Origin of the sequence: Lentzea sp. NPDC092896 (genome assembly GCF_044754905.1) — a bacterium.
Classification (GTDB): Bacteria; Actinomycetota; Actinomycetes; order Mycobacteriales; family Pseudonocardiaceae; genus Lentzea.
Genome location: NZ_JBIVPX010000001.1, coordinates 920,355 through 939,952 on the forward strand (window position 1 = coordinate 920,355; position 19,598 = coordinate 939,952).

Below are 19,598 nucleotides of genomic sequence, written 5' to 3' on the forward strand. Positions count from 1 at the left end.
GTTAAACGGCCTCCACTAGACCTGTTTTCGCAGCTGTGACCCGGCTTACGGTCCCTCCACCTCCGCAGCCGGTTCAGAACACTGACGCCCTCAACGGCACGCGAAGGCCCTGCGTGGAAGGACCTCACGTGAACGGATTGCGACGCACGACCCTGTGCGCCGCGGCAGTTTCCGCCGCCGTGTTCAGCGTTGCCTCACCCGTCAACGCAGCTCCAAGCCAGATCCAGTCCCAGCCGGACTCGACTCAGGTGAACCGACCCTTCGAGCGGCTGATCGTCGGCTACAAGCCCGGCACCGCCGAAGCCTCGTCCGACACCGCTGCCTCGGACGACGCCCGCAAGAAGGGCAAGTCCCTGCACCGCCGCACGGCGAGTGGCGCGGTCGTCGTCGACCTCGGTGCGAAGACCACGAACGCCGACAGCACGATCCAGGCGTTCAAGAGCGACCCGAAGGTCGCCTACGTCGAGCCGGACCTGCTGATGCAGCCGTTCGCCGACCCGAACGACACCGAGTACTCCCGGCAGTGGGACCTCTTCGAGGCCACCGCGGGCATGAACGTGCCCGGCGCGTGGTCCAGCAGCACCGGCGCCGGCGTGACCGTCGCGGTCATCGACACCGGCTACGTCGCGCACAGCGATCTGGCATCCAAGGTCGTCGCGGGGTACGACTTCGTTTCCGATTCCGCCCGTGCCCGTGACAACAACGGCCGTGACTCCAACCCGGCCGACGAGGGCGACTGGACCGCACGCGGTGAGTGCGGCACCGACGCCAACGGCCAGCCGGTTCCGCCCGCCGACCAGGGTTCGTCCTGGCACGGCACGCACGTCGCCGGCACCATCGCCGCGGCCACCAACAACGGCAAGGGTGTCGCGGGCATCGCCTACGACGCCAAGATCCAGCCGTTGCGCGTGCTCGCCAAGTGCGGTGGCGCCACCTCGGACATCGCCGACGCGATCACCTGGGCGTCCGGCGGCACGGTGAGCGGCGTGCCCGCGAACCAGAACGTCGCCAAGGTCATCAACATGTCGCTGGGCGGTCAGTCGTCCTGCTCGACGACCTACCAGAACGCGATCAACGGTGCCATCAACCGCGGCACCACGGTCGTCGTCGCGGCCGGCAACTCGAACGCGAACGCCGCCAACTTCACCCCGGCCAACTGCTCCGGTGTCATCACCGTCGCGGCGACCGGCCGTGAGGGCAACAAGGCGTTCTACTCGAACTTCGGCACCCGCATCGACATCGCGGCGCCCGGCGGCGAGACCCGTCGCGGCACCGACACCCCCGGCACCATCACCACGCCGGAGAACGGCATCTGGTCGACGCTGAACGCGGGCGCCACCACCCCCGGTGCCGAGAACTACAAGCCCTACCAGGGCACGTCGATGGCCGCCCCGCACATCGCGGGCCTCGCGGCGCTGCTGGTCGCGAAGAAGCCGTCGCTCACCCCGGCCCAGGTCAAGGACCTGATCAAGACCAACGCCCGGCCGCTTCCCGGCACCTGCTCCGGTGGCTGTGGCGCGGGCCTCGCGGACGCCACCAAGACCGTGAACGCCGTCGACACGACTCCGCCGCCGTCCGGTGGCCTGGAGAACACGACCGACGTCGCCATCCCGGACCGCGGCACCGCTGTGACGTCGTCCATCACCTCCACGGTGACGGGCAACGCCTCCTCCACCACCAAGGTCGGTGTGGACATCGTCCACAGCTACCGCGGTGACCTGGTGATCGACCTGATCGCGCCGGACGGCACCGCCTACCGGCTGAAGAACTCGTCCACTTCGGACAGCACCGCCAACGTGGTGGCGACCTACACGGTCAACGCCTCGTCCGAGGTCGCGGCGGGCACGTGGAAGCTGCGGGTCCAGGACGTGTACTCCGGTGACACCGGGTACATCAACTCCTGGAACCTGACCCTGCGATAGCTCCACGAGTTCGCCGAGGGGCGGCGCCTTCCATCCCGGAGTCCTGGGGGAGGCGCCGCCCTTTTCACATGCGCACGAGCTTCCGGTTGCGGTGCACGATCCGTTCCAGGTAGTCGGCGACGTCGCGGATCGACGGCAGCCCGAGCACGTGCCGCTGAGCCCGTCGCACGCCCGCCCGGATCCCGTCGTCGGCCAGCGCGCGCTCACACGCCTGCGCGACCGCGTCGCCGCAGAAGTCCTGCACCCGCACGCCTAGATGGAGATCGCTGACCCGATGAGCGTTGTGCATCTGATCGTGCAGAACCGGCAGCACGGCCGACGGCACCCCGGCCCGCATCGCCTCGCGGACCGAGTTGTACCCGCCGTGCGACACCAGCAGGTCCGCGCTCTGCAACAACAGCGCCTGAGGCAGCGACTCGACCAGGTGCACGTGCGCCGCCGGGGCCTCCACCGGCAACCCGCCCGTCAGCACCACCGCCTCGCAGTCCACGGAGGACAGTCCGGCCACCATCGCCTCCAGGTGGGCCAGCGGCGAGCGGTCCAGGGCCTGCGCGGGCAGCGCGTCGAAGTCGAACAGCTCCAGCGACGACTCGGACTCGAACACCCCGCCGCTCGTGGAGGTCGACGCCACCACCAGCGGCCGCGCCGGGTCCAGGTCCGCGAGCCACTGCGGCAGCCGTTCCCCGGCGCTGTGGTGCGGCGGCTGCTGGAAGGCGAACGCGGCAGGCATCGGCTGGCGGGCGAACGAGTAGCCCGGCGGGACCGCGTCCAACCGGCCGTACCGGTGCGCCGAGTCGAGGGACTCGTGCAGCGGCGTGCGCAGTTCCGAGCGGCGTTCGTTCAGGGCGTTCAGCAGCGTCAGGCGGTCCATGTACTGGCCGACCCCGGTCGGCGTGGTCACGTGCGGCACGCCCAGGTGCTCGGCGACGAGCAGGCCCGCGAACTCGATCCCGCCGCGCAGCACGATTTCGGGCCGGAACTCGGTGGCGACCGGTAACAGCGCCTGGACGGCCGCGGCGATGTGCGGGCCCGCCGCGAACTCGACGATCATCTCGTCGGAGAACGGGTCGTAGTCCGGCGGGAGCGTCAGGACCTCGCCCTGCAACAGGTCCGCGAGCTGGTCCGCGACCTCGGGGAACACGGCGGCGACGCGCACCGGCTCGTCCGCGAAGCCGCGCAGCACCGAGGGGGGACCCGCCACCAGCACCTCGTGGCCGAGCGAGGTGAGCATCGCGACCAGCGGCAGGGTGGCCCTGGCGTGAGCGGCCGAGAACGCGACTGTGCACAGCACGCGCACGGCGTCCTCCCCGCGGCCGAGGGTTTGTTCCCCACCTTAGGTAGAGGCGGGGGCGTGGGGGAATGGCGAAGTTCCATTCACAGGTAACGTCGCGGTCATGGCGACATTGGTGACGTTCCACGCCCACCCCGACGACGAGTGCATCGTCACGGGTGGCGTGATGCGCAAGGCGTTCGAGGAGGGACACCGGGTCGTGCTCGTCGTCGCGACGCGCGGAGAGGCCGGGGAGATCCCGGACGACCTGGCGGAGGGCGAGGAACTCTGGCAGCGCCGTGTCGTGGAGACGCACGCGTCCGCGGACCTGCTGGGGGTCGCGCGCGTGGAGTTCCTGGGGTACCGCGACTCCGGGATGATGGGCGACGAGCTCAACGGGCAGCCCGGGTCGTTCTGGACCGCGGACGTCGAGGAGGCCGCCCAGAAGCTCGCGGCGATCCTCGTCGAAGAGGACGCGAAGGTGTTCACCACCTACGACAGCTTCGGCGGCTACGGCCACCCCGACCACATCCAGGCGCACCGGGTGGGAATGCGGGCCGCGGAGCTCGCGGGCACACCGGCCGTCTACCAGGGGATGGTGCGGGAGTCGGAGTTCCGCGAGGCGTTCCGGATGGCAGGGATCGAGGAACCGCCGCCGCTGGGCGAGGGCGCGGTGCCGGAGTCGGAGATCAACGTCGGCGTCGACGTCGTGAAGTACCTGGAGGTCAAGCGGAAGGCGATGCGCGCGCACGCCTCGCAGATCCCCGAGCAGTCGTTCTTCCTGTCGCTGGACGAACCCACGTTCGCGCACGCGTTCGGCACGGAGTGGTTCATCCGCGTGGGCCACGGTCCCGCGACCGAACTGGACCTCTAGCAACGAAAAGAGCGGGGCGGTCCATTTCGGACCGCCCCGCTCTTTTCGTTAGATCAGCTGGCTCAGGCGCTCTGACGGCGGCGCAGGAACAGCAGGGTGCCGGCACCGGCGCCCACCAGGCCCAGACCCGAGAGCAGCAGCCACAGCGGGGACGCACCGGTGGCCGCGAGGGGCGGCTCGGGAGCGCTTCCACCAGGAGCGGCCGGGGTGGACGACGGCGGGACCTCGGCGGAGGACGAGGGCACCTCCGGAGCCGAGGAGGTCGGCTCGGTGGGCTTGGTCTCCGTCGGCTTGGTCGGCTTGGTCGGCGGCGCCTTGTCCACGCACGCCTCGACCGTCTTCGTGTCCTCGTAGTTGTAACCGTCCGACGCGGTCACGACGAGCTTGAACACGTGCTTGACCGAAGCGTCGAGGTTGGTCCACTCCTTCGAGAAGGACTCCTGGAACTCGGGCTTGTCGATCGGCAGCTTCGTCTCACCGTCCAGGACGGTGACGGTGTTCTTGGCCTTCTTGTTGTACTGGGTCAGGTTGACCGAGACCTTGGTGACCTTGGCGCCCTTGTCGCAGGACGCGGTCCACTTCGGGGTGTGGGCGCTGGCAGGCGTCGACAGCGCCAACGTGGCGAGTACAGCGGTGGCGGTCACCGCGAACGCGCCGAGAACTCTACGTGCCAACGAATCTCTCCTGCTCTTGCTTGATGCGTGGCGGGGTCGAGCACACATTCATGATCTGAATCACCCGACCGGGTGAACCGGGCCACGCTAGCAACCGAGCGGGGTCGGAAGGTCACCGTATGACAACGCTACGGTGTCACCACGGATAGATCCTCATGTTTTCTGTTAGGCCGATCATGCCCGCGACCAACCGCATCTGTTCCACGCCGCGCACGTCGGCGTCCAGCAGCCGGGGCGAGCAGATCATCACGGCGAGCGCCTGGGCACGCGACAGGGCCACGTTCAATCTGTTGCGTGACAAAAGAAAGTCCAGGCCACGCGGCAGGTCCACGGTGGACGACGACGTCATGGACATGATGACGGCGGGCGCCTCCTGGCCCTGGAAGCGGTCCACAGTGCCCACCCGAGTTTCGCCGAATCCCGCATCGGCCAGCCGTCGCCGGATCACCCGCACCTGCAGGTTGTAGGGCGCCACCACGAGAATGTCCGCATCGGTCAGTTCGCGCGATTTGCCGTTGTCCGTCCACGTACGACCGACGATCGCGCGCACGGTGTCCACCACGGCGTCGGCTTCTTCGGTCGACGACGTGATGTTGTGGCGGTGGTCGACCTCGCGCAGGTAGATGCCGGGCTCGATGCCCTCGACAGCCCGATGCGCGGCCGTTTCGTGCGAATGGAGCAGTCCCGCGTACGACAGTTCGGACACCGGACGGCAGACCGCCGGGTGCATTCGCCTCGTCTCGGCGAGGAAGTAGCCCAGATGCGCGGGGATCACGTCCGCGTCGCCGAGCAGATGGCCCAGCGCGGACGCGTCCGAACCGGGCGGGTGCACGCCCTGCACGACCTGCGGCAGCTGCTGCGGATCGCCCAGCAGCACCAGGTTGCGCGCTGCCGTCGCCACCGCCACCGCGTCGGCCAGCGCGAACTGCCCGGCCTCGTCGATGATCATCACGTCGAACGGCTGCGCCTTGATCACGGCGTTGGAGAACGTCCAAGCCGTGCCGCCGACCAGGTGGCCCTGCGGGTGCTCCTCACGCCACTGCGCCAGCGCGCCGTTGGTCTTCGGCTGGTCCCACGGCAGGCCCTCCTCGGGCTTCTTCTCCTTGGGGCGCTTGGCCATCGGGATGTCCGGATCGACGCTCGACAGCACGTTCTCCACGGCCTTGTGCGACGTCGAGGTGACCGCGACGGTCTTGCCCTGGTCGATCAGGTGCCGCACGAGCTTGGTCGCGAGGTACGTCTTGCCGGCGCCGGGCGGACCCTGCACGGCCAGCGTGCCGCCGTCGAGCTGGTCGACGGCCTTGATCACGGCCTGCACCACGTCGTCGTGCTGCGGCAACGGTTGCGCGGGCGGCGTGCGCAGCAACAGGTCGATGCCGGGGTTGCGGGGGAGCAGCGGCAACAGGCCGACGGCCTGCTCGGCGAGCTCCGCGACGGCCTCGTCCTTCGGCGACGCGGGCACCGGACTGCCCGGCAGCACCGCGATCGGCAGCTCGGAATGCTCCTGTGAGTTGCTCTCGGTCAGCACCAGCTCGTACGGGTTGTCGTCCGACACGACCGCGTTGCGCGTCACGTTGCCGGGATACAGCAGCCGGACGGACTCGTTCGCGCCGAACGGATGCGGCCGCTCAGGGTCGATTCGCGCGTGCACCTGCCGCTTGTGCGTGCGGACCCGTCCGGCCGGCGGCACCCAGTCCTCGGCCTTGAGCGTGATCGGCACCGCGCAGTGGGAATCGGTCTCCAGGTCGGAAATGGGCGCGAGGGCCTGCCGGAAGAAGTCGCCCCACGCCGGACTCGACTCACGCCGGTGATACCCGACCGTCGCCGCGAACAGGTCGTGCCCCTCGGCGAGCAACGGCTCGGTCAGCGCCGCCATCCGGCGCGCCCGCTCGGCCGCCTTCTCACGAGCCGCCTCGTCCTGCTCCTGTGGCGGCGCGGTCTCGATCTCGCGCTCGAGTTTGATGGCGTGCAACAGATCCCGCAGCCCACGAGTCGGAATCTCGTCGTCCAGCAACGGCTTCAACGCCGGCAGCGTGTACTCCCTCGTGGACACCCGCAACACCCGCCGCGTCAACGCGCCCAGATCGACGCACCTGCGCACCAGTTCGTCCACTTCGGACTCCCTGGTGGCCGTCCGCGCGGCCCGCCCGGCGAGGTCGTGCGGCGTGAAGTGGTAGACCGTGCCCTCCGGCGTGCGGTCCACGAACTCCGCGAACGTCCCCTCCCACCCCGGCGTGCGGAACGTGTCGCCGTCGACCTCCAGGAACACGTCGTCCTCGGCCGGCTCCGGCAGGTTCGCCAACGCCTCGGGCGCCACCACCTCGTAGGTGGTCACGCCGGTGCGTTCCTGCTGCACCTGAAGCCGGGCCTGCGCGGTCAACGCCGTGAAGCTCGCCGGCGACAGCGTGGCGGGCCGCTCCTCGGTCGCCGCAAGTGCGTCGATCGTGTCAATGCCGGCTGAAACCAGCTTCCGCCGCTGATCGGTGCGCAGCCCGGCCACCAGCGACAGGTCCCGTGCCTCCTCACGACCAGAAGCGCAGTGACGAGCGAACCGGCACCCGACGCAGGCCGCCCGCACGTCACCCCACGACCGCTTCGGCGCGGGTGACGGCTTCGCGAGCCGCGTCCGCAGCCGCCCCAGCAGGGGAAGGAAGTCGGCGACGCGGAACGACGTCCGCCGCCCGTCGACGATCAGGTGCGCTCGAGCCGACCCCAGTGCCTCGGCAGCCGCGACCAGCGACAACACGGCCAGGGGAGTGGCGTCGGAGGCCTCGTCGCACGGCTCGTAGCCCTCGGGAGTACGCACGAGGGTCTGCGCCGAGCAGTGGAACACGCCGTCGAAGAACACGGCGTTCTCGACCAGGTCCGCCCCCGAACGCATCTCGGCGGCCGTCCGGGCGGCGGCGCCGTGCAGCTCAGCGGGGTCGCCACGCCGTTCGTCACGCGCCAGGTAGCTCCGGTGTTCGCATTCGAGCAGGTCGACGAGGTCGGACGGACTGGCGAGCATGGAGAGTGATGCTAGCCAGCACCACGAAGCCGAACGCGACGACCTGCGTCACCTGATAGGCGATGCCGACCGTCCTGTTCGCCAGCACGTGCATGTAGAACTCGGCGCTCCGCGTTCCGGCGACGCCGGACAGCAGCACCAGCGCGTAGCCGTGCCAGGCCAGGAACAGCCCGGCGATCACCGCCTTGACCAGGGCCGGGACGTCCCGCGTCGCGAACACCGCGATCGCGCACCCGTTCACCGGTATCACCATGAACGCCAGCAGCCCGAGCCACATGAGGTGGCCGTGGTTCACGTCGACGTCCGGAGTGCCCACGAACGCGGCGAGTTGCTGCGCGACCACCGCTGTCACCGCCACCCACAGGATCACGGGCTTCTTCTCTTCCCTCATGACCGGCGACGCTAGTGGTGATCCACCGGCGAGCCCCGCGAACTCTCAGCGAGGTCTCAGCCCTGACAGAACGGGCGCGCGACCCGCGTTCATCCCCGACTCGCGGGTCGCACGCCCGCACCATCAGGAGCCCGGTCAGACGTTCGCCTCCACCAGGTGCAGCAGGGCCTCGTGGTGCGTGTTCGGGTAGTCGTGCGGCCGGAACGGACGCGTCTGCGCCCTCACCAACGCCGCCGCGGCGGCCAGTTCGCCGGTCCGCACCTCGGTGTCCCGGTGCAGGAACGCGAAGTGCGGCTCCCGGACCTCGTCCGGCCACAGCAGCGTGTGCAGCACCAGGACGCCCTGCTGTGGGCGCAGCGCCGCCAGCGTTTCCTTGCCCCGCAAGGCGAACTTCACGATCGCCGCGGCCTTGGTGCGCTCCAGCGTCTCCCGCAGCAGCACGTAGGACCGCACGGCCAGGTCGTCCGGCTCGACGTAGTAGCTGCGGTGCAACGCGACCGGGTCCAGGTCGACCTGCGGCGCGAACTGCTGCACGTCGATCACGCCGTCCTCCGGCGCCGGCAGGTCGCCCGGATCGATCTGCACGATCCGGCCGTCGTCGAGTTCGTAGCCGCGTCCGATGTCCTCCGGCGTCAGCCGTAAGGAGCACTCGCCGCACACCTGTTGGTGCCGCACGCGGCCGCTGTCCTCGCGATGCACCAGGTGCACCTTGCTGCGATGTTCGGTGGCGGCCGACACCAGCCGCACCGTCATCGTCGACATCCCGAACCGAAGTGCTCCCCGCCACACAGTTCTCATGACAAATGAGTACTCGAACAGGTGTTCAACTAAGCATAACGCCTGATGAAAGGCCTCGTTCGGACGCGTCCGACAGGTGCCTCGGACGCGTGTTTCCGACGAAAGTCACTCCGAAGGCCTACTGTGACATTCCTGGAAGCCTGAGTTGGTGATGTCGTCACGCGACAAAAGCGCTCGCGTGACGACATCACCAAGGCGAGGGCGCGTAGTCCTTCAGGAAGCAGCCGTACAGGTCCTCGCCGGCCTCGCCGCGCACGATCGGGTCGTACACCCGTGCCGCGCCGTCGACCAGGTCCAGCGGGGCGTGGAAGCCCTCCTCCGCGAGCCGCAGCTTCATGGGGTGCGGCCGCTCGTCGGTGATCCAGCCCGTGTCGACGGCGGTCATCAGGATGCCGTCGGCCTGCAGCATCTCCTCGGCGCTGGTGCGCGTCAACATGTTCAGCGCGGCCTTCGCCATGTTCGTGTGCGGGTGCCCGGAACCCTTGTAGGCGCGGGAGAACTGGCCCTCCATCGCCGACACGTTCACCACGTACTTGCGGCGGTACGACGACTTCGCCATCGACGCCCGCAGGCGTGAGATCAGCAGGAACGGCGCAGTCGAGTTGCAGAGCTGCACCTCCAGCAGCTCCACCGGGTCGACCTCGTCGACGTTCTGGATCCACGAGTTGACCGGCGCGGTGTCCGGCACGAGGCCGCCCGCGTCGATGTCCTTGGAGCCCGCCATCAACGCCAGCGTCGTCACCGAGTGGGCCTCGGGGACGGCGGTGCCGGGCAACGCCAGCTGGCCGTGGCCGCCGAACGAGATCAGCTCCGGACGGCGGGCGTCGCCGGTCAGCTCCTCGTGCTCGGCGTGCGCGAGCGGCGTGTAGGCGTTGGCGGAACGGCGCACGGTCTGGGCGGCGTTGTTGATCAGCACGTCCAGCGGGCCGCGCGACGCCACCTCGTCGGCCAGCGCCAGCACCTGGGACGGGTCGCGCAGGTCGATGCCGACGATCTTGAGCCGGTCGATCCAGTCGGCGGCGTCCGGCATCGTGGCGAACCGGCGGGCGGCGTCCTTGGGGAACCGGGTGGTGATCGTGGTGTGCGCGCCGTCACGCAGCAGGCGCAGCGCGATGTACATGCCGATCTTCGCGCGGCCACCGGTCAGCAGCGCGTTGCGGCCGGTCAGGTCCGTGCGGGCGTCGCGCTTGCCGTGGTTGAACGCGGCGCACTCGGGGCAGAGGTTGTGGTAGAAGGCATCTACCTCGACAAACCTCTTGCGGCACGTGTAGCAGGACCGCGCGCGCAGCAACGTGCCTGCGGAAGCACCGACGGCGTTCGACACGAGCGGGAGGCCCTGCGTCTCGTCGTCGATGCGGTCCGGCGACCCGGTGGCCGTCAGCGCGGTCACAGCGCGGTCGTTGGCCGTGATGGCGGCCTTGCGCTCGGTCTTCCGGAACTTCTTCGCGGCCTTGAAGATCTTCGCGGTGGCCCGGCGGACGCGCACGGCGTCGTCGTGTTCCGCCGGCAGGTCCTCGACCTGGGCAAGCACGCGCAGGCAGACTTCCAGCTCTGCGGGGTCGATCGAGGTCATGAGCAGGCATTTTACGGGGTGAGGGGGTGCTCGGGATGACCGGGCCCGAACTGCTGGTGCTGTGGGACATCGACAACACGCTGATCGCGGCGCGCGGTTTCGGCGGACTGATGTACCGCGAGGCGTTCCGGAGCGCGTTCGGCCGGGAGTTGGAGGGCCCCGTCGACCTCGGCGGGCGCACCGAGCTGGACATCATCGAGGAGACCCTGCGGCAGCACGGCATCGAGCACACCGAGGAGGCGTCGCAACTGCTGGCCGACGCGCTGGCGGACTCCTTCGAGACGCGCCGCGCCGAACTTCCGGGCCACGGCGAGGTCCTGCCCGGTGCGCTCCAGGCGCTCGAACACTTCGCGGACGACCCGCGCGTGCACCAGGGCGTGCTGACCGCGAACCTCCGCAGCGTGGCGCGGATCAAGCTGGAGGAGTTCGGGCTGGCGCACCTCGTCGACTGGGACGCGAGCGCGTTCGGCGACGACCACGCCGACCGCGCCGAGCTCGTGACGTTCGCCCGTGAACGCGCACAACGGATCCGGCCGTTCACGCACAACGAGGTGGTGCTCATCGGCGACACCCCGCACGACGTCTACGCGGCGACGAAAGCGGGTGTGCGGCTCGTCGCCGTGGCCACCGGGCGCAGTTCGAGACAGGATCTCCACCAAGCTGGAGCCCAGATCGTGATCGACGACCTGAGCGACCTGTCGCGGCTGGCCAGGAGCGTGTGGGCCACCTGAGACGGGTCTGAACGGCCCTGGCCGACGGTCGATCACGGCGTTATGGTGCGCGGCATGCCCACAGCAGGCGGCCCGACAGTCAAACGGCTGTCCCAGCCGGACGCCGACATCAAACCGAAGGCCCTCGGACTTCCCCGAGGCCGCACGGTGATCTCGGTCTTCGGCTCTACCCAGGACATTGAAACGGATCTCGCCGCGAAGTTGTTGCCGGTGCTCAGATCCGTGGTCGTGACGGCGGCGCGCAACGGCGCCGTGTTCGTCACCGAAGGCACCGACAGAGGCGTTGTCCACTTGCTGGGCATGGCTTTGCAGGCGTGCGAGCAACGCTGGCCCGTCGTGATCGGTGTCGCGCCCAGCAGCAAGGTGCACGACCTCACCGAGAGCTCCACCAACGGTCAGGTCGCGCTGGAACCCAACCACAGCATCGCCGTCATCGTGCCCGGTTCGGAGTGGACGGACTCGACACCGGTGCTGTTCCGCACGATCGACGCGGTGCGCAACAAGAAGCCCGTGGTCGCTCTCGTCGTCGGAGGCGAGAACGAGCGGGAGGTGATCGACCACCTCAGCGGGGACAACCCGCTGCTGGTGCTCGCCGGCACCGGTGGCCTCGCGGACCGCATCGCGACGGGCGACCTCACCGGCGACCTAGCGGTGCTCGTGCGCAGCGGCAAGATCTTCATCATCCACGTGGACGAGGGTGCCGGTAAGGCCGTCACCGCGCTGGAACGGCTGCTGGGCAAGGAGAAGCCCGTCAAGCCGCCGCGGATCCTGCCCAAGGTCCGGTACCGGGCGCCGGAACCGCGCCCGCTCGTCGACCCCGGCTTCGTCGTGGCCTATCCGACGCTCGCCGACGCCATCCACGACGCGAACCAGGTCGTCGCGCCGGCGTTCCAGGAGCTCGACGCCGAGGCCGAGGTCGAGCAGAACCGCTACCGGCTCACGGCCGTGCTCGCGATCGCGGGCGGCCTCACCACGACGGTGTTCGCCGGGCTGCAGACCTGGCTCAAGGACACGCCGTGGCCGGGAGTGCTCGTCGTGGCGGGTGGCGCGTTCGCCGCGGCCATCACGATCGTGGCGCGCAAGCGGGAGTCGCTCGACAAGTACCTCACCGCCCGGTCGCGCGCGGAACGCCTGCGGGCGCTGTACTTCGCGCACCTCGCCTCCGTCGCCCCGGCCACGGAGGAAGAGCGCCTGGACAAGGTGGCGGATCTGGAAGCCGCGGTCAGCAACCGCAAGCACGAGGTGGTACGGACATGAGCGACAAGCAGCGCCAGGCCCAGTTCGTGGAAGCCTATCTGCGCCACCGCTTCCAGGACCGGCTCGACCACTTCGAACGCGCCCGCAAGCGCTACTCCCGCGCTCGCACGTGGACGGTCGCGCTCGCGGCCGCGTTCTTCATCGCCGCCGCGGCCGCCGCGGCCGTGGGCATGGCGGACGGACCGCGCAGGGCCATGTGGGGTTTCGTGGCAACGGTTCTGGCCGCTCTGGGCACCGCGCTGTCGCTGTACGAGGCGACGTTCGGGTTCCGCCGCCTGGCGCGGGAGAGTGCCACCACTTCCGTTGCGCTGCAACGACTCGCGGTGGACGGGCCCACGCCGGACGATGTGGACGACGAACGGCTGGTCGCATTTGTGACCGAAGTGGAATCGGTGCTCAGGTACGGCAGGTAAAGTGGAATCCTGGCAAGAATGATCAGGGGTTGGTCGAAAGAAAGCGCTCCCACGGTTAACACGCAGCGTGGGTGATCGATTACGGTAAGCACCGGTTCTGGTGTTTCCGTCACCCAGTTGCCATGATGACCACATCCCCCGATGCGGAAGCAGGCACGAGATGACTTGGGCGCGTCCCGCGATCGCCGAGCCCGAAACCGGCACCTTCGCCGAGGCCAAGGCTCTGGAGAAGGAGCACAGCACGATTCAGAACAGCAAGGCGGCACGCACCGTGGCCTGTCACGCCACGGACGCGCTCGACTGCGCTGACCTGCTGGAAATGCTCGGCTTGAGCGCCACGGAGGGCAAGGTCCGGGTGTAACCCCGCGACTGGATCCACCACTCGGCCACCAGCAGGTTCACCACGAACGACAGCCAGTTCGCGGTGGCGAAGATGAGCAGCCCGTCCCCGTCGGGCATCACAGCGCCGAGAGCAAGCCCCCAAAGGCGACCCGTCACGGCGGCGCCAGTGAGTGCGAAACCGCGGATCATCCAGATGCGGTGCTCGCCGAACTGGCGCCGCCGTGCCGTCTTCAGGCCGTAGAGCGCCGTCACGAACCAGAGCACCGACAGCACGGTCAGCGGCGCGGACGAGGACAGCCCGGCCAGCGACAGCTGGGCGCACACGACGCCGAGCAACGACGACGGCAGGACCGCCGCGAAGTAGACGCGCCCCATGACCCGGTGAACCCTCGGGTGCCGGCCGCGCAGCCGCGGCCAGAACTGCGAGACACCCGCCAGGACCGCGACCGTTCCGGTGAAGATGTGGGCCACCAGGAGCCCGTAGTGGACCGGTCCGTGCAACGGCGGTCTCGCTTGATCCATGTCCAAAGTCACGTACGCGCTCGCGGCGAAGATCGTTATCGCGACGCAGACGAATCCCGACACCGCCAACCAGGCGGCGTACCCCCAAGAAGTTTTCATACTTCAAGCCTGTCAACGCGTTCACTCGAACGCGCTGGTGTGAGCCCCCGAGCGAGCAGTGGGGAGCGCCCTACTGGGATGATGGGACTCATGCGGACGGTCGAGATCTCCGAAGAGCCGATCAGGCTAGGACAGTTCCTCAAGCTGGCGCAGCTGGCTCAGGACGGCGGACACGCCAAGGAGCTCATCGAGGACGGGGAAGTCCACGTCAACGGCGCTGTGGAGCTGAGGCGTGGCGCACAGTTGCGGCACGGTGACGTGGTGGTCGTCGAGAGTGACGAAGTGCGCATTTCTGTTCGGCCGTAGCCCATTACTCCGTTCAGCGGTAAGTGCATGCACATTCGCAGACGATCAGACTAGGGCCTGAAGACCTGTTCTGGGCCATTACCTCGCGCCATACGTGCTCTTTATGTCCCTTGTGGACATCTGGAAACGTGTTACGTCGCCACGGTTTCAACGTGGTGAGACGCGCGTCACGTCCGGTATTCGGACTTCGGGAAACTTTTTTCCAGGGTCTGTAACGCGGATGCCAGAACATACGAATCACCGGTTGCGAGCTTCGGCTGCCGATCCAGTTTGCGGCGTGGCCGAAGATCGCGAAGTCCGCCAGATTCCAAGGTCCTCGGGGTGACCTGCGTTCGTGTACGTCCGAATCGCCGCTGAGCCGGGGAGATCAGAACGATGAGTGAGCAGGTCCGCGCTGCCCGTGACGTCGCTGCCCGTGACGTCGACGGGGTGCGCTCCACGCTCAATCCTCTGTCGGAACACAGACAGACGCACCCACCCGTTGCCCGCTGGGAAAGCCGCTACCGCTATGCCGTGATCACCGCCGACGTGGTGACCGTTGCCCTGGTCGTCGTCGCCGTCGGTGCCGTCATGAGCATCAGACACGCCGCTTTCGGCCCGCTTTCCCTTGCACTGCTGGACATACTCACAGTAGTCCTCGTCGTCGGTTCGCTCGCGATCAACCGCGTGTGGACGCCGACCGTTCTGGGTCAAGGAGCTGAGGAGTTCCGAAGACTCGGCCGGGGTTTGTTCGGTGCCGTCGTGGCGCTCGGACTCGGAGCGCTCGCCGTCGACATCCCCGGCGCCCGCCTGTGGATCTTCGTCGTGGTTCCCGCGATCGCCCTGGTCGCGTTTCCCATGCGTTACCTCCTGCGCCGCCCGCTGCACCGCGGCCGCAGTGAAGGACGTTTCCTGCTCTCGGTCCTCGCCGCCGGCAACCTCGACACCGTCGAGGACCTCATCCTCCGCACCAAGCGCGTCGCCCACCTCGGCTGGCGCGTGGACGCGATCTGCACGATCGACGGCCGCGGCCGCTCCGGCACCGACGTCGACGGCGTTCCCGTCGTCGGCCAGCTGCGCGAGCTCGCCGAGCACGTCCGTCGCGGTGGGTACCGCATCGTCGCCGTCACGCCCGACGCCTACTGGACACCTCGCCGTCTCCAGCAGCTCGCGTGGGCACTCGAAGGCTCCGGTGCCGAAATGGTCGTGTCGCCCGGTCTCATGGAGGTCGCCGGCCCGCGACTGCACATGAGCGCCGTGCTCGGCATGCCGCTGCTGCGCGTGAGCGAACCGGCACTGAGCGGATTCCGCCGTCTGGTCAAGGAAGTGGTGGACCGCGTCGGAGCGTTCCTCATCCTCGTCCTGCTGGCACCGCTCATGTTCGCCGTCGCCGCGTTCGTGATGATCGACAGCCGTGGTCCCGTCTTCTACCGCCAGAAGCGGGTCGGCAAGACCGGCGTGCCGTTCACGATCATCAAGTTCCGCACGATGGTGACCAACGCCGACGCGTTGCGCGCCAGGCTCGCCAGTGTCGACGAAGGCAACGGCGTGCTGTTCAAGATGAAGAAGGACCCGCGCATCACCAAGGTCGGCACGTTCCTGCGCCGGTACTCGATCGACGAGCTTCCGCAGCTGTTCAACGTCCTCGCGGGCAGCATGTCGCTCGTCGGCCCGCGCCCGCCGCTGCCGGAGGAGACCGCGAAGTACTCCTCGGACGTGCGGCGCCGCCTGTTGGTGAAGCCCGGACTGACCGGCCTGTGGCAGGTGAGCGGACGGAGCGATCTCTCGTGGGAGGAGTCGATCCGGCTCGACCTGCGCTACGTCGAGGACTGGTCGCTCGCCCTCGACCTCGTGATCATGTGGAAGACCTTCCGCGCCGTCTTCGGCGGCCAGGGGGCCTACTGATGGGGAACCAAGACGTGATTGGCCTTGCTGTCATCGGAGCCGGGTACTGGGGGCCGAACCTCGTTCGCAACGCCCAGGCCACTCCCGAGCTCCACCTGCGGTACCTGTGCGACCTCGACGTCGAGAAGGCCCAGCGCGTGCTGGGCCAGTACTCGACCGTGCGTGCCACGGCGTCGCTGGACGAGGTCCTCGCCGACCCCGACGTCCACGCGGTCGCCATCGCCACCCCCGCCGCCACCCACCTGCCCGTCGCACTGGCGGCGCTGGAGGCCGGCAAGCACGTCCTCGTGGAGAAGCCGCTCGCGGCCAACTTCGAGGACGGCCTCAAGCTCGTGGAGACCGCCGAACAGCGCGGCCTCACGCTGATGCTGGACCACACCTTCGCGTACACCTCGTCGGTGCAGCACCTGCGCAAGATCATCCGCGGTGGCGAGCTCGGTGACATCCAGTACATCGACTCAGTCCGCATCAACCTCGGTCTGGTGCAGCCGGACGTCGACGTGCTGTGGGACCTCGCCCCGCACGACCTGTCGATCTTCGAGGCGATCCTGCCCGACGACGTCCACCCGGTGGAGGTCGCGGCCCACGGCTCCGACCCGATCGGCGCGGGCGTCGCGTGCGTCGGCCACCTCACGGTGCGGCTGTCCAACGGGGCAATCACGCACGTGCACGTGAACTGGCTGTCGCCGACGAAGATTCGCACGATGGTCATCGGCGGTTCGCAGCGCACGGTCGTGTGGGACGACAACAATCCCGCACAGCGACTGTCCATCTACGACCGGGGCGTCGACAAGTCCCCGGAGCAGCAGAAGATCTCCTACCGCACCGGCGACATGGTCGCGCCGGCGTTGGTGGAACGCGAGGCGTTGCGCACGATGATGGCGGAGTTCGCCGCGTCCATCACCGAGAAGCGGGCGCCGCTGACCGACGGCCGCGCGGGTCTGCGCGTGCTGGCGGTGCTGGAGGCGGCGTCGGAGTCGCTGCGCGCCGGCGGAGTTTTCGTTCCTGTTCAACAAGTTGAAGGCAAGGTGTCCTGAATGTCCGCACAGCCCATTTCGGGGCAGCGCGCTCTCGTCACCGGTGGTGCGGGCACGATCGGGTCGTCCGTGGTGGACCAGCTCGTCGAGGCCGGCGCGGCCGAGGTCGTCGTGCTGGACAACTTCGTGCGCGGCCGCCGGGAGAACCTGGCCCAGGCGCTGGAGTCCGGTGTGGTCCGGATCGTCGAGGGCGACATCAACGACAAGGCGCTGGTGCGCGAGCTGACCGAGGGCATGGACCTCGTCTTCCACCTCGCCGCCATCCGCATCACCCAGTGCGCCGAGGAACCGCGGCTCGCGCTGGAGTGCCTGGTCGACGGGACGTTCACGATCCTGGAGGCCGCCGCGGCCGCCGGGGTGAAGAAGGTCATCGCGTCGTCGTCGGCGTCGATCTACGGGCTCGCGGAGTCGTTCCCCACCAACGAACGGCACCACCCGTACAACAACGACACCTTCTACGGCGCCGCGAAGGCGTTCAACGAAGGCATGCTGCGCAGCTTCAAGGCCATGTACGACCTCGACTACGTGGCGCTGCGCTACTTCAACGTGTACGGCCCGCGGATGGACGTCCACGGTCTGTACACCGAGGTGCTCATCCGCTGGATGGAGCGCATCGTAGACGGCAAGTCGCCGCTCATCTTCGGTGACGGCGCCCAGACGATGGACTTCGTGCACGTGCACGACATCGCACGCGCCAACATCCTCGCGGCCAAGGCGCCGGTCACGGACACGGTGTACAACATCGCGTCCTCCCAGGAGACATCGCTCAAGGAGCTCGCCCTCGCGTTGCTTGCCGCGATGGACTCCGACCTGCCGCTGGAGCACGGCCCCGAGCGCAAGGTGAACGGCGTGACGCGCCGGCTCGCCGACATCAGCCTCGCGGCCACCGAACTCGGGTGGAAGCCCGAGATCGGGATGGACGGCGGTCTGCGCGACCTCGTCGCGTGGTGGCGTGCCGAGAAGGCCGCCGCCGAGCAGAACGCCGCCGAGAACGCCTGATCCACTCGGACCGCGGGCGCGGCGGCCTCTCCTGGACGCCGCGCCCGCACCCGCAAGACCGCGAACGCGGCAGCCCGTCCGGCCCGCCGTCCGCACTCCGCACGAACGTTCGCCGGTGCCCGAGCAGGAAGGCGCCGCGGGCGAGCCCGCACCACAACAACACAGACCGCGGGCGCGGCCGACACCCCCAGGTCCGCCGCGTCCGCACCCCTTCCGCGGTCGTCGCTCTGCTCCACCCGCCGTCGAGCAGAGCGACGGCCGCGGACACCAACTCCGCCAGCGAAGAGGTAGAGCTTTGATTCCGGTTATGCGGCCGTTGCTCGGCGAAGAAGAGGCGCTCGCCGCCGCCGAGGCCGTCCGGTCCGGCTGGGTGGCCCAGGGTCCTCGCGTCCGGGAGTTCGAAGAAGCGTTCGCCGCCTCGGTCGGCGCGCAGCACGGTGTCGCGGTGTCCTCCTGCACAACGGGTCTGCACCTCGCCGTGCACGTGCTCGGCATCGGCCCCGGCGACGAGGTCGTCGTGCCGTCGCTGTCGTTCATCGCCACCGCCAACGCCGTGCGCTACACCGGCGCCACCCCCGTCTTCGCCGACGTCGAGGTGGAGACCGGCAACCTGAGCGCGTCCACAGTGGAACCCGTGCTCACCGAGCGAACACGCGCGGTCATGGTCGTGCACCAGGCCGGCGTGCCCGCGGACGTCGACGCCCTCAAGGCGTTGTGCGAACCGCGCGGCATCGCGGTCATCGAGGACGCGGCCTGCGCGGCGGGCTCCACCTACAAGGGCAAGCCGGTCGGCACGGACGCGCTGCTGGCCGCCTGGTCGTTCCACCCGCGCAAGCTCCTCACCACCGGTGAGGGCGGCATGGTCACCACCGACGACCCCGAGTGGGCGGTCCGGCTCAAGCGCCTGCGCGAGCACGGGATGAGCGTCTCCGCGGCCGACCGCCACAACGGCGGAAGCGCCGTCATCGAGCAGTACCTGGAGACGGCGTTCAACTACCGGATGACCGACATCCAGGCCGCCGTCGGCCTGGTGCAGCTGTCCAAACTGGACGCGATCATCGCTCGTCGCCGTGAGTTGGCCGCGCGCTACCACGAGTTGCTCGACGGCGTCGTCGAGACCGTTCGTGACCCTGAGTACGGGACGACCAACTACCAGTCGTTCTGGGTCTGGCTGCCGGAAGGCGCGGACCGTCAGGAAGTCCTTGCGGGCCTTGCCGAACGCGGCGTGAGTGCACGGCGCGGAATCATGGCGTCACACCTCGAACCCGCCTACGAGGGTCATCCCAGCGTCGCGCTGCCGGTGACGGAGGCCTTCACGGCCAGGACGCTGATCCTTCCGCTCTTCCACGACATGACGGAGTCCGAACAGGACACAGTCGTGTCAGCGTTGTCGGAAACTCTCCACACATCCCAACTGACCCTGCGTGGTTGAAAGATAAAGATTCAACCGTCACTGGAACATTTTTGTGTTGACACGTAACAGTTCTAACGAGATCGCC

The 19,598-nt window shown here is 68.6% G+C and carries 17 protein-coding genes; 10 read left to right on the forward strand and 7 right to left on the reverse strand.

Annotated features, from left to right (window positions below; translation table 11 throughout):
- Positions 1–248 precede the first annotated feature (248 nt).
- Positions 249–1,922 (forward strand): S8 family peptidase, encoded by a 1,674-nt coding sequence (locus ACIQF0_RS03945; RefSeq protein ID WP_401024166.1) that lies wholly within the window; start codon positions 249–251, stop codon positions 1,920–1,922.
- A gap of 64 nt (positions 1,923–1,986) precedes the next feature.
- Here ACIQF0_RS03945 and ACIQF0_RS03950 read toward each other — a convergent pair whose 3' ends face one another.
- Positions 1,987–3,219: a glycosyltransferase gene (locus ACIQF0_RS03950; RefSeq protein WP_401024169.1), complete on the reverse strand. Its 1,233-nt coding sequence runs from the start codon at positions 3,217–3,219 to the stop codon at positions 1,987–1,989.
- A gap of 97 nt (positions 3,220–3,316) precedes the next feature.
- Here ACIQF0_RS03950 and ACIQF0_RS03955 point away from each other — a divergent pair, with 97 nt between their 5' ends.
- Positions 3,317–4,066 (forward strand): PIG-L family deacetylase, encoded by a 750-nt coding sequence (locus tag ACIQF0_RS03955; protein ID WP_401024171.1) that lies wholly within the window; start codon positions 3,317–3,319, stop codon positions 4,064–4,066.
- A gap of 62 nt (positions 4,067–4,128) precedes the next feature.
- Here the strand turns inward: ACIQF0_RS03955 and ACIQF0_RS03960 are convergent, their stop codons facing one another.
- The 5 genes from ACIQF0_RS03960 to ACIQF0_RS03980 form a co-directional block, all read right to left on the reverse strand.
- Positions 4,129–4,740 (reverse strand): LPXTG cell wall anchor domain-containing protein, encoded by a 612-nt coding sequence (locus ACIQF0_RS03960; RefSeq protein WP_360030484.1) that lies wholly within the window; start codon positions 4,738–4,740, stop codon positions 4,129–4,131.
- 136 nt (positions 4,741–4,876) lie between these two features.
- Positions 4,877–7,747: an AAA domain-containing protein gene (locus ACIQF0_RS03965; RefSeq protein ID WP_401024174.1), complete on the reverse strand. Its 2,871-nt coding sequence runs from the start codon at positions 7,745–7,747 to the stop codon at positions 4,877–4,879.
- Complete coding sequence (locus ACIQF0_RS03970; RefSeq protein ID WP_401024177.1) at positions 7,680–8,138, reverse strand: hypothetical protein; 459 nt, start codon at positions 8,136–8,138, stop codon at positions 7,680–7,682. Before ACIQF0_RS03970 ends, ACIQF0_RS03965 begins: the two co-directional genes overlap by 68 nt.
- Before the next feature lie 135 nt (positions 8,139–8,273).
- Positions 8,274–8,936 carry a Ku protein gene (locus tag ACIQF0_RS03975; protein ID WP_093588179.1) on the reverse strand — a complete coding sequence of 221 codons (663 nt, stop codon included), beginning with the start codon at positions 8,934–8,936 and terminating at the stop codon, positions 8,274–8,276.
- Between the two features lie 187 nt (positions 8,937–9,123).
- Complete coding sequence (locus tag ACIQF0_RS03980) at positions 9,124–10,509, reverse strand: SDR family NAD(P)-dependent oxidoreductase (protein WP_401024180.1); 1,386 nt, start codon at positions 10,507–10,509, stop codon at positions 9,124–9,126.
- A 35-nt stretch (positions 10,510–10,544) separates the two neighbouring features.
- On the opposite strand from ACIQF0_RS03980, the gene ACIQF0_RS03985 reads away from it, so the two are divergent.
- Genes ACIQF0_RS03985 through ACIQF0_RS03995 form a run of 3 tightly spaced genes read left to right on the forward strand, consistent with a single transcriptional unit; the run spans position 10,545 to position 12,910 of the window.
- On the forward strand, positions 10,545–11,240 hold the full coding sequence (locus ACIQF0_RS03985) for an HAD family hydrolase (RefSeq protein ID WP_401024183.1): 696 nt from the start codon (positions 10,545–10,547) through the stop codon (positions 11,238–11,240).
- Positions 11,241–11,294: 54 nt separating this feature from the next.
- Positions 11,295–12,497 (forward strand): DUF4231 domain-containing protein, encoded by a 1,203-nt coding sequence (locus ACIQF0_RS03990; protein ID WP_360030474.1) that lies wholly within the window; start codon positions 11,295–11,297, stop codon positions 12,495–12,497.
- On the forward strand, positions 12,494–12,910 hold the full coding sequence (locus tag ACIQF0_RS03995) for an SLATT domain-containing protein (protein ID WP_360030473.1): 417 nt from the start codon (positions 12,494–12,496) through the stop codon (positions 12,908–12,910). Before ACIQF0_RS03990 ends, ACIQF0_RS03995 begins: the two co-directional genes overlap by 4 nt.
- Before the next feature lie 279 nt (positions 12,911–13,189).
- Here ACIQF0_RS03995 and ACIQF0_RS04000 read toward each other — a convergent pair whose 3' ends face one another.
- The gene (locus tag ACIQF0_RS04000; RefSeq protein WP_401024186.1) at positions 13,190–13,774 is read right to left on the reverse strand and encodes a DUF2306 domain-containing protein; all 585 of its coding nucleotides are present in this window, start codon (positions 13,772–13,774) and stop codon (positions 13,190–13,192) included.
- Between the two features lie 189 nt (positions 13,775–13,963).
- On the opposite strand from ACIQF0_RS04000, the gene ACIQF0_RS04005 reads away from it, so the two are divergent.
- The 5 genes from ACIQF0_RS04005 (at position 13,964) to ACIQF0_RS04025 (ending at position 19,531) form a co-directional block, all read left to right on the forward strand.
- On the forward strand, positions 13,964–14,179 hold the full coding sequence (locus tag ACIQF0_RS04005) for an RNA-binding S4 domain-containing protein (RefSeq protein ID WP_360030469.1): 216 nt from the start codon (positions 13,964–13,966) through the stop codon (positions 14,177–14,179).
- A 375-nt stretch (positions 14,180–14,554) separates the two neighbouring features.
- Positions 14,555–16,063, forward strand: a complete 1,509-nt coding sequence (locus ACIQF0_RS04010; RefSeq protein ID WP_360030467.1) for a sugar transferase — start codon at positions 14,555–14,557, stop codon at positions 16,061–16,063.
- Between the two features lie 14 nt (positions 16,064–16,077).
- A complete protein-coding gene (locus ACIQF0_RS04015; RefSeq protein WP_319973341.1) occupies positions 16,078–17,100 on the forward strand; it encodes a Gfo/Idh/MocA family oxidoreductase in 1,023 nt (340 codons plus the stop codon).
- Positions 17,101–18,099 (forward strand): NAD-dependent epimerase/dehydratase family protein, encoded by a 999-nt coding sequence (locus ACIQF0_RS04020; protein ID WP_401024190.1) that lies wholly within the window; start codon positions 17,101–17,103, stop codon positions 18,097–18,099.
- 307 nt (positions 18,100–18,406) lie between these two features.
- Entirely contained in the window at positions 18,407–19,531 is a 1,125-nt protein-coding gene (locus ACIQF0_RS04025; RefSeq protein WP_401024192.1) for a DegT/DnrJ/EryC1/StrS family aminotransferase, read from the forward strand.
- Positions 19,532–19,598: the final 67 nt, after the last annotated feature.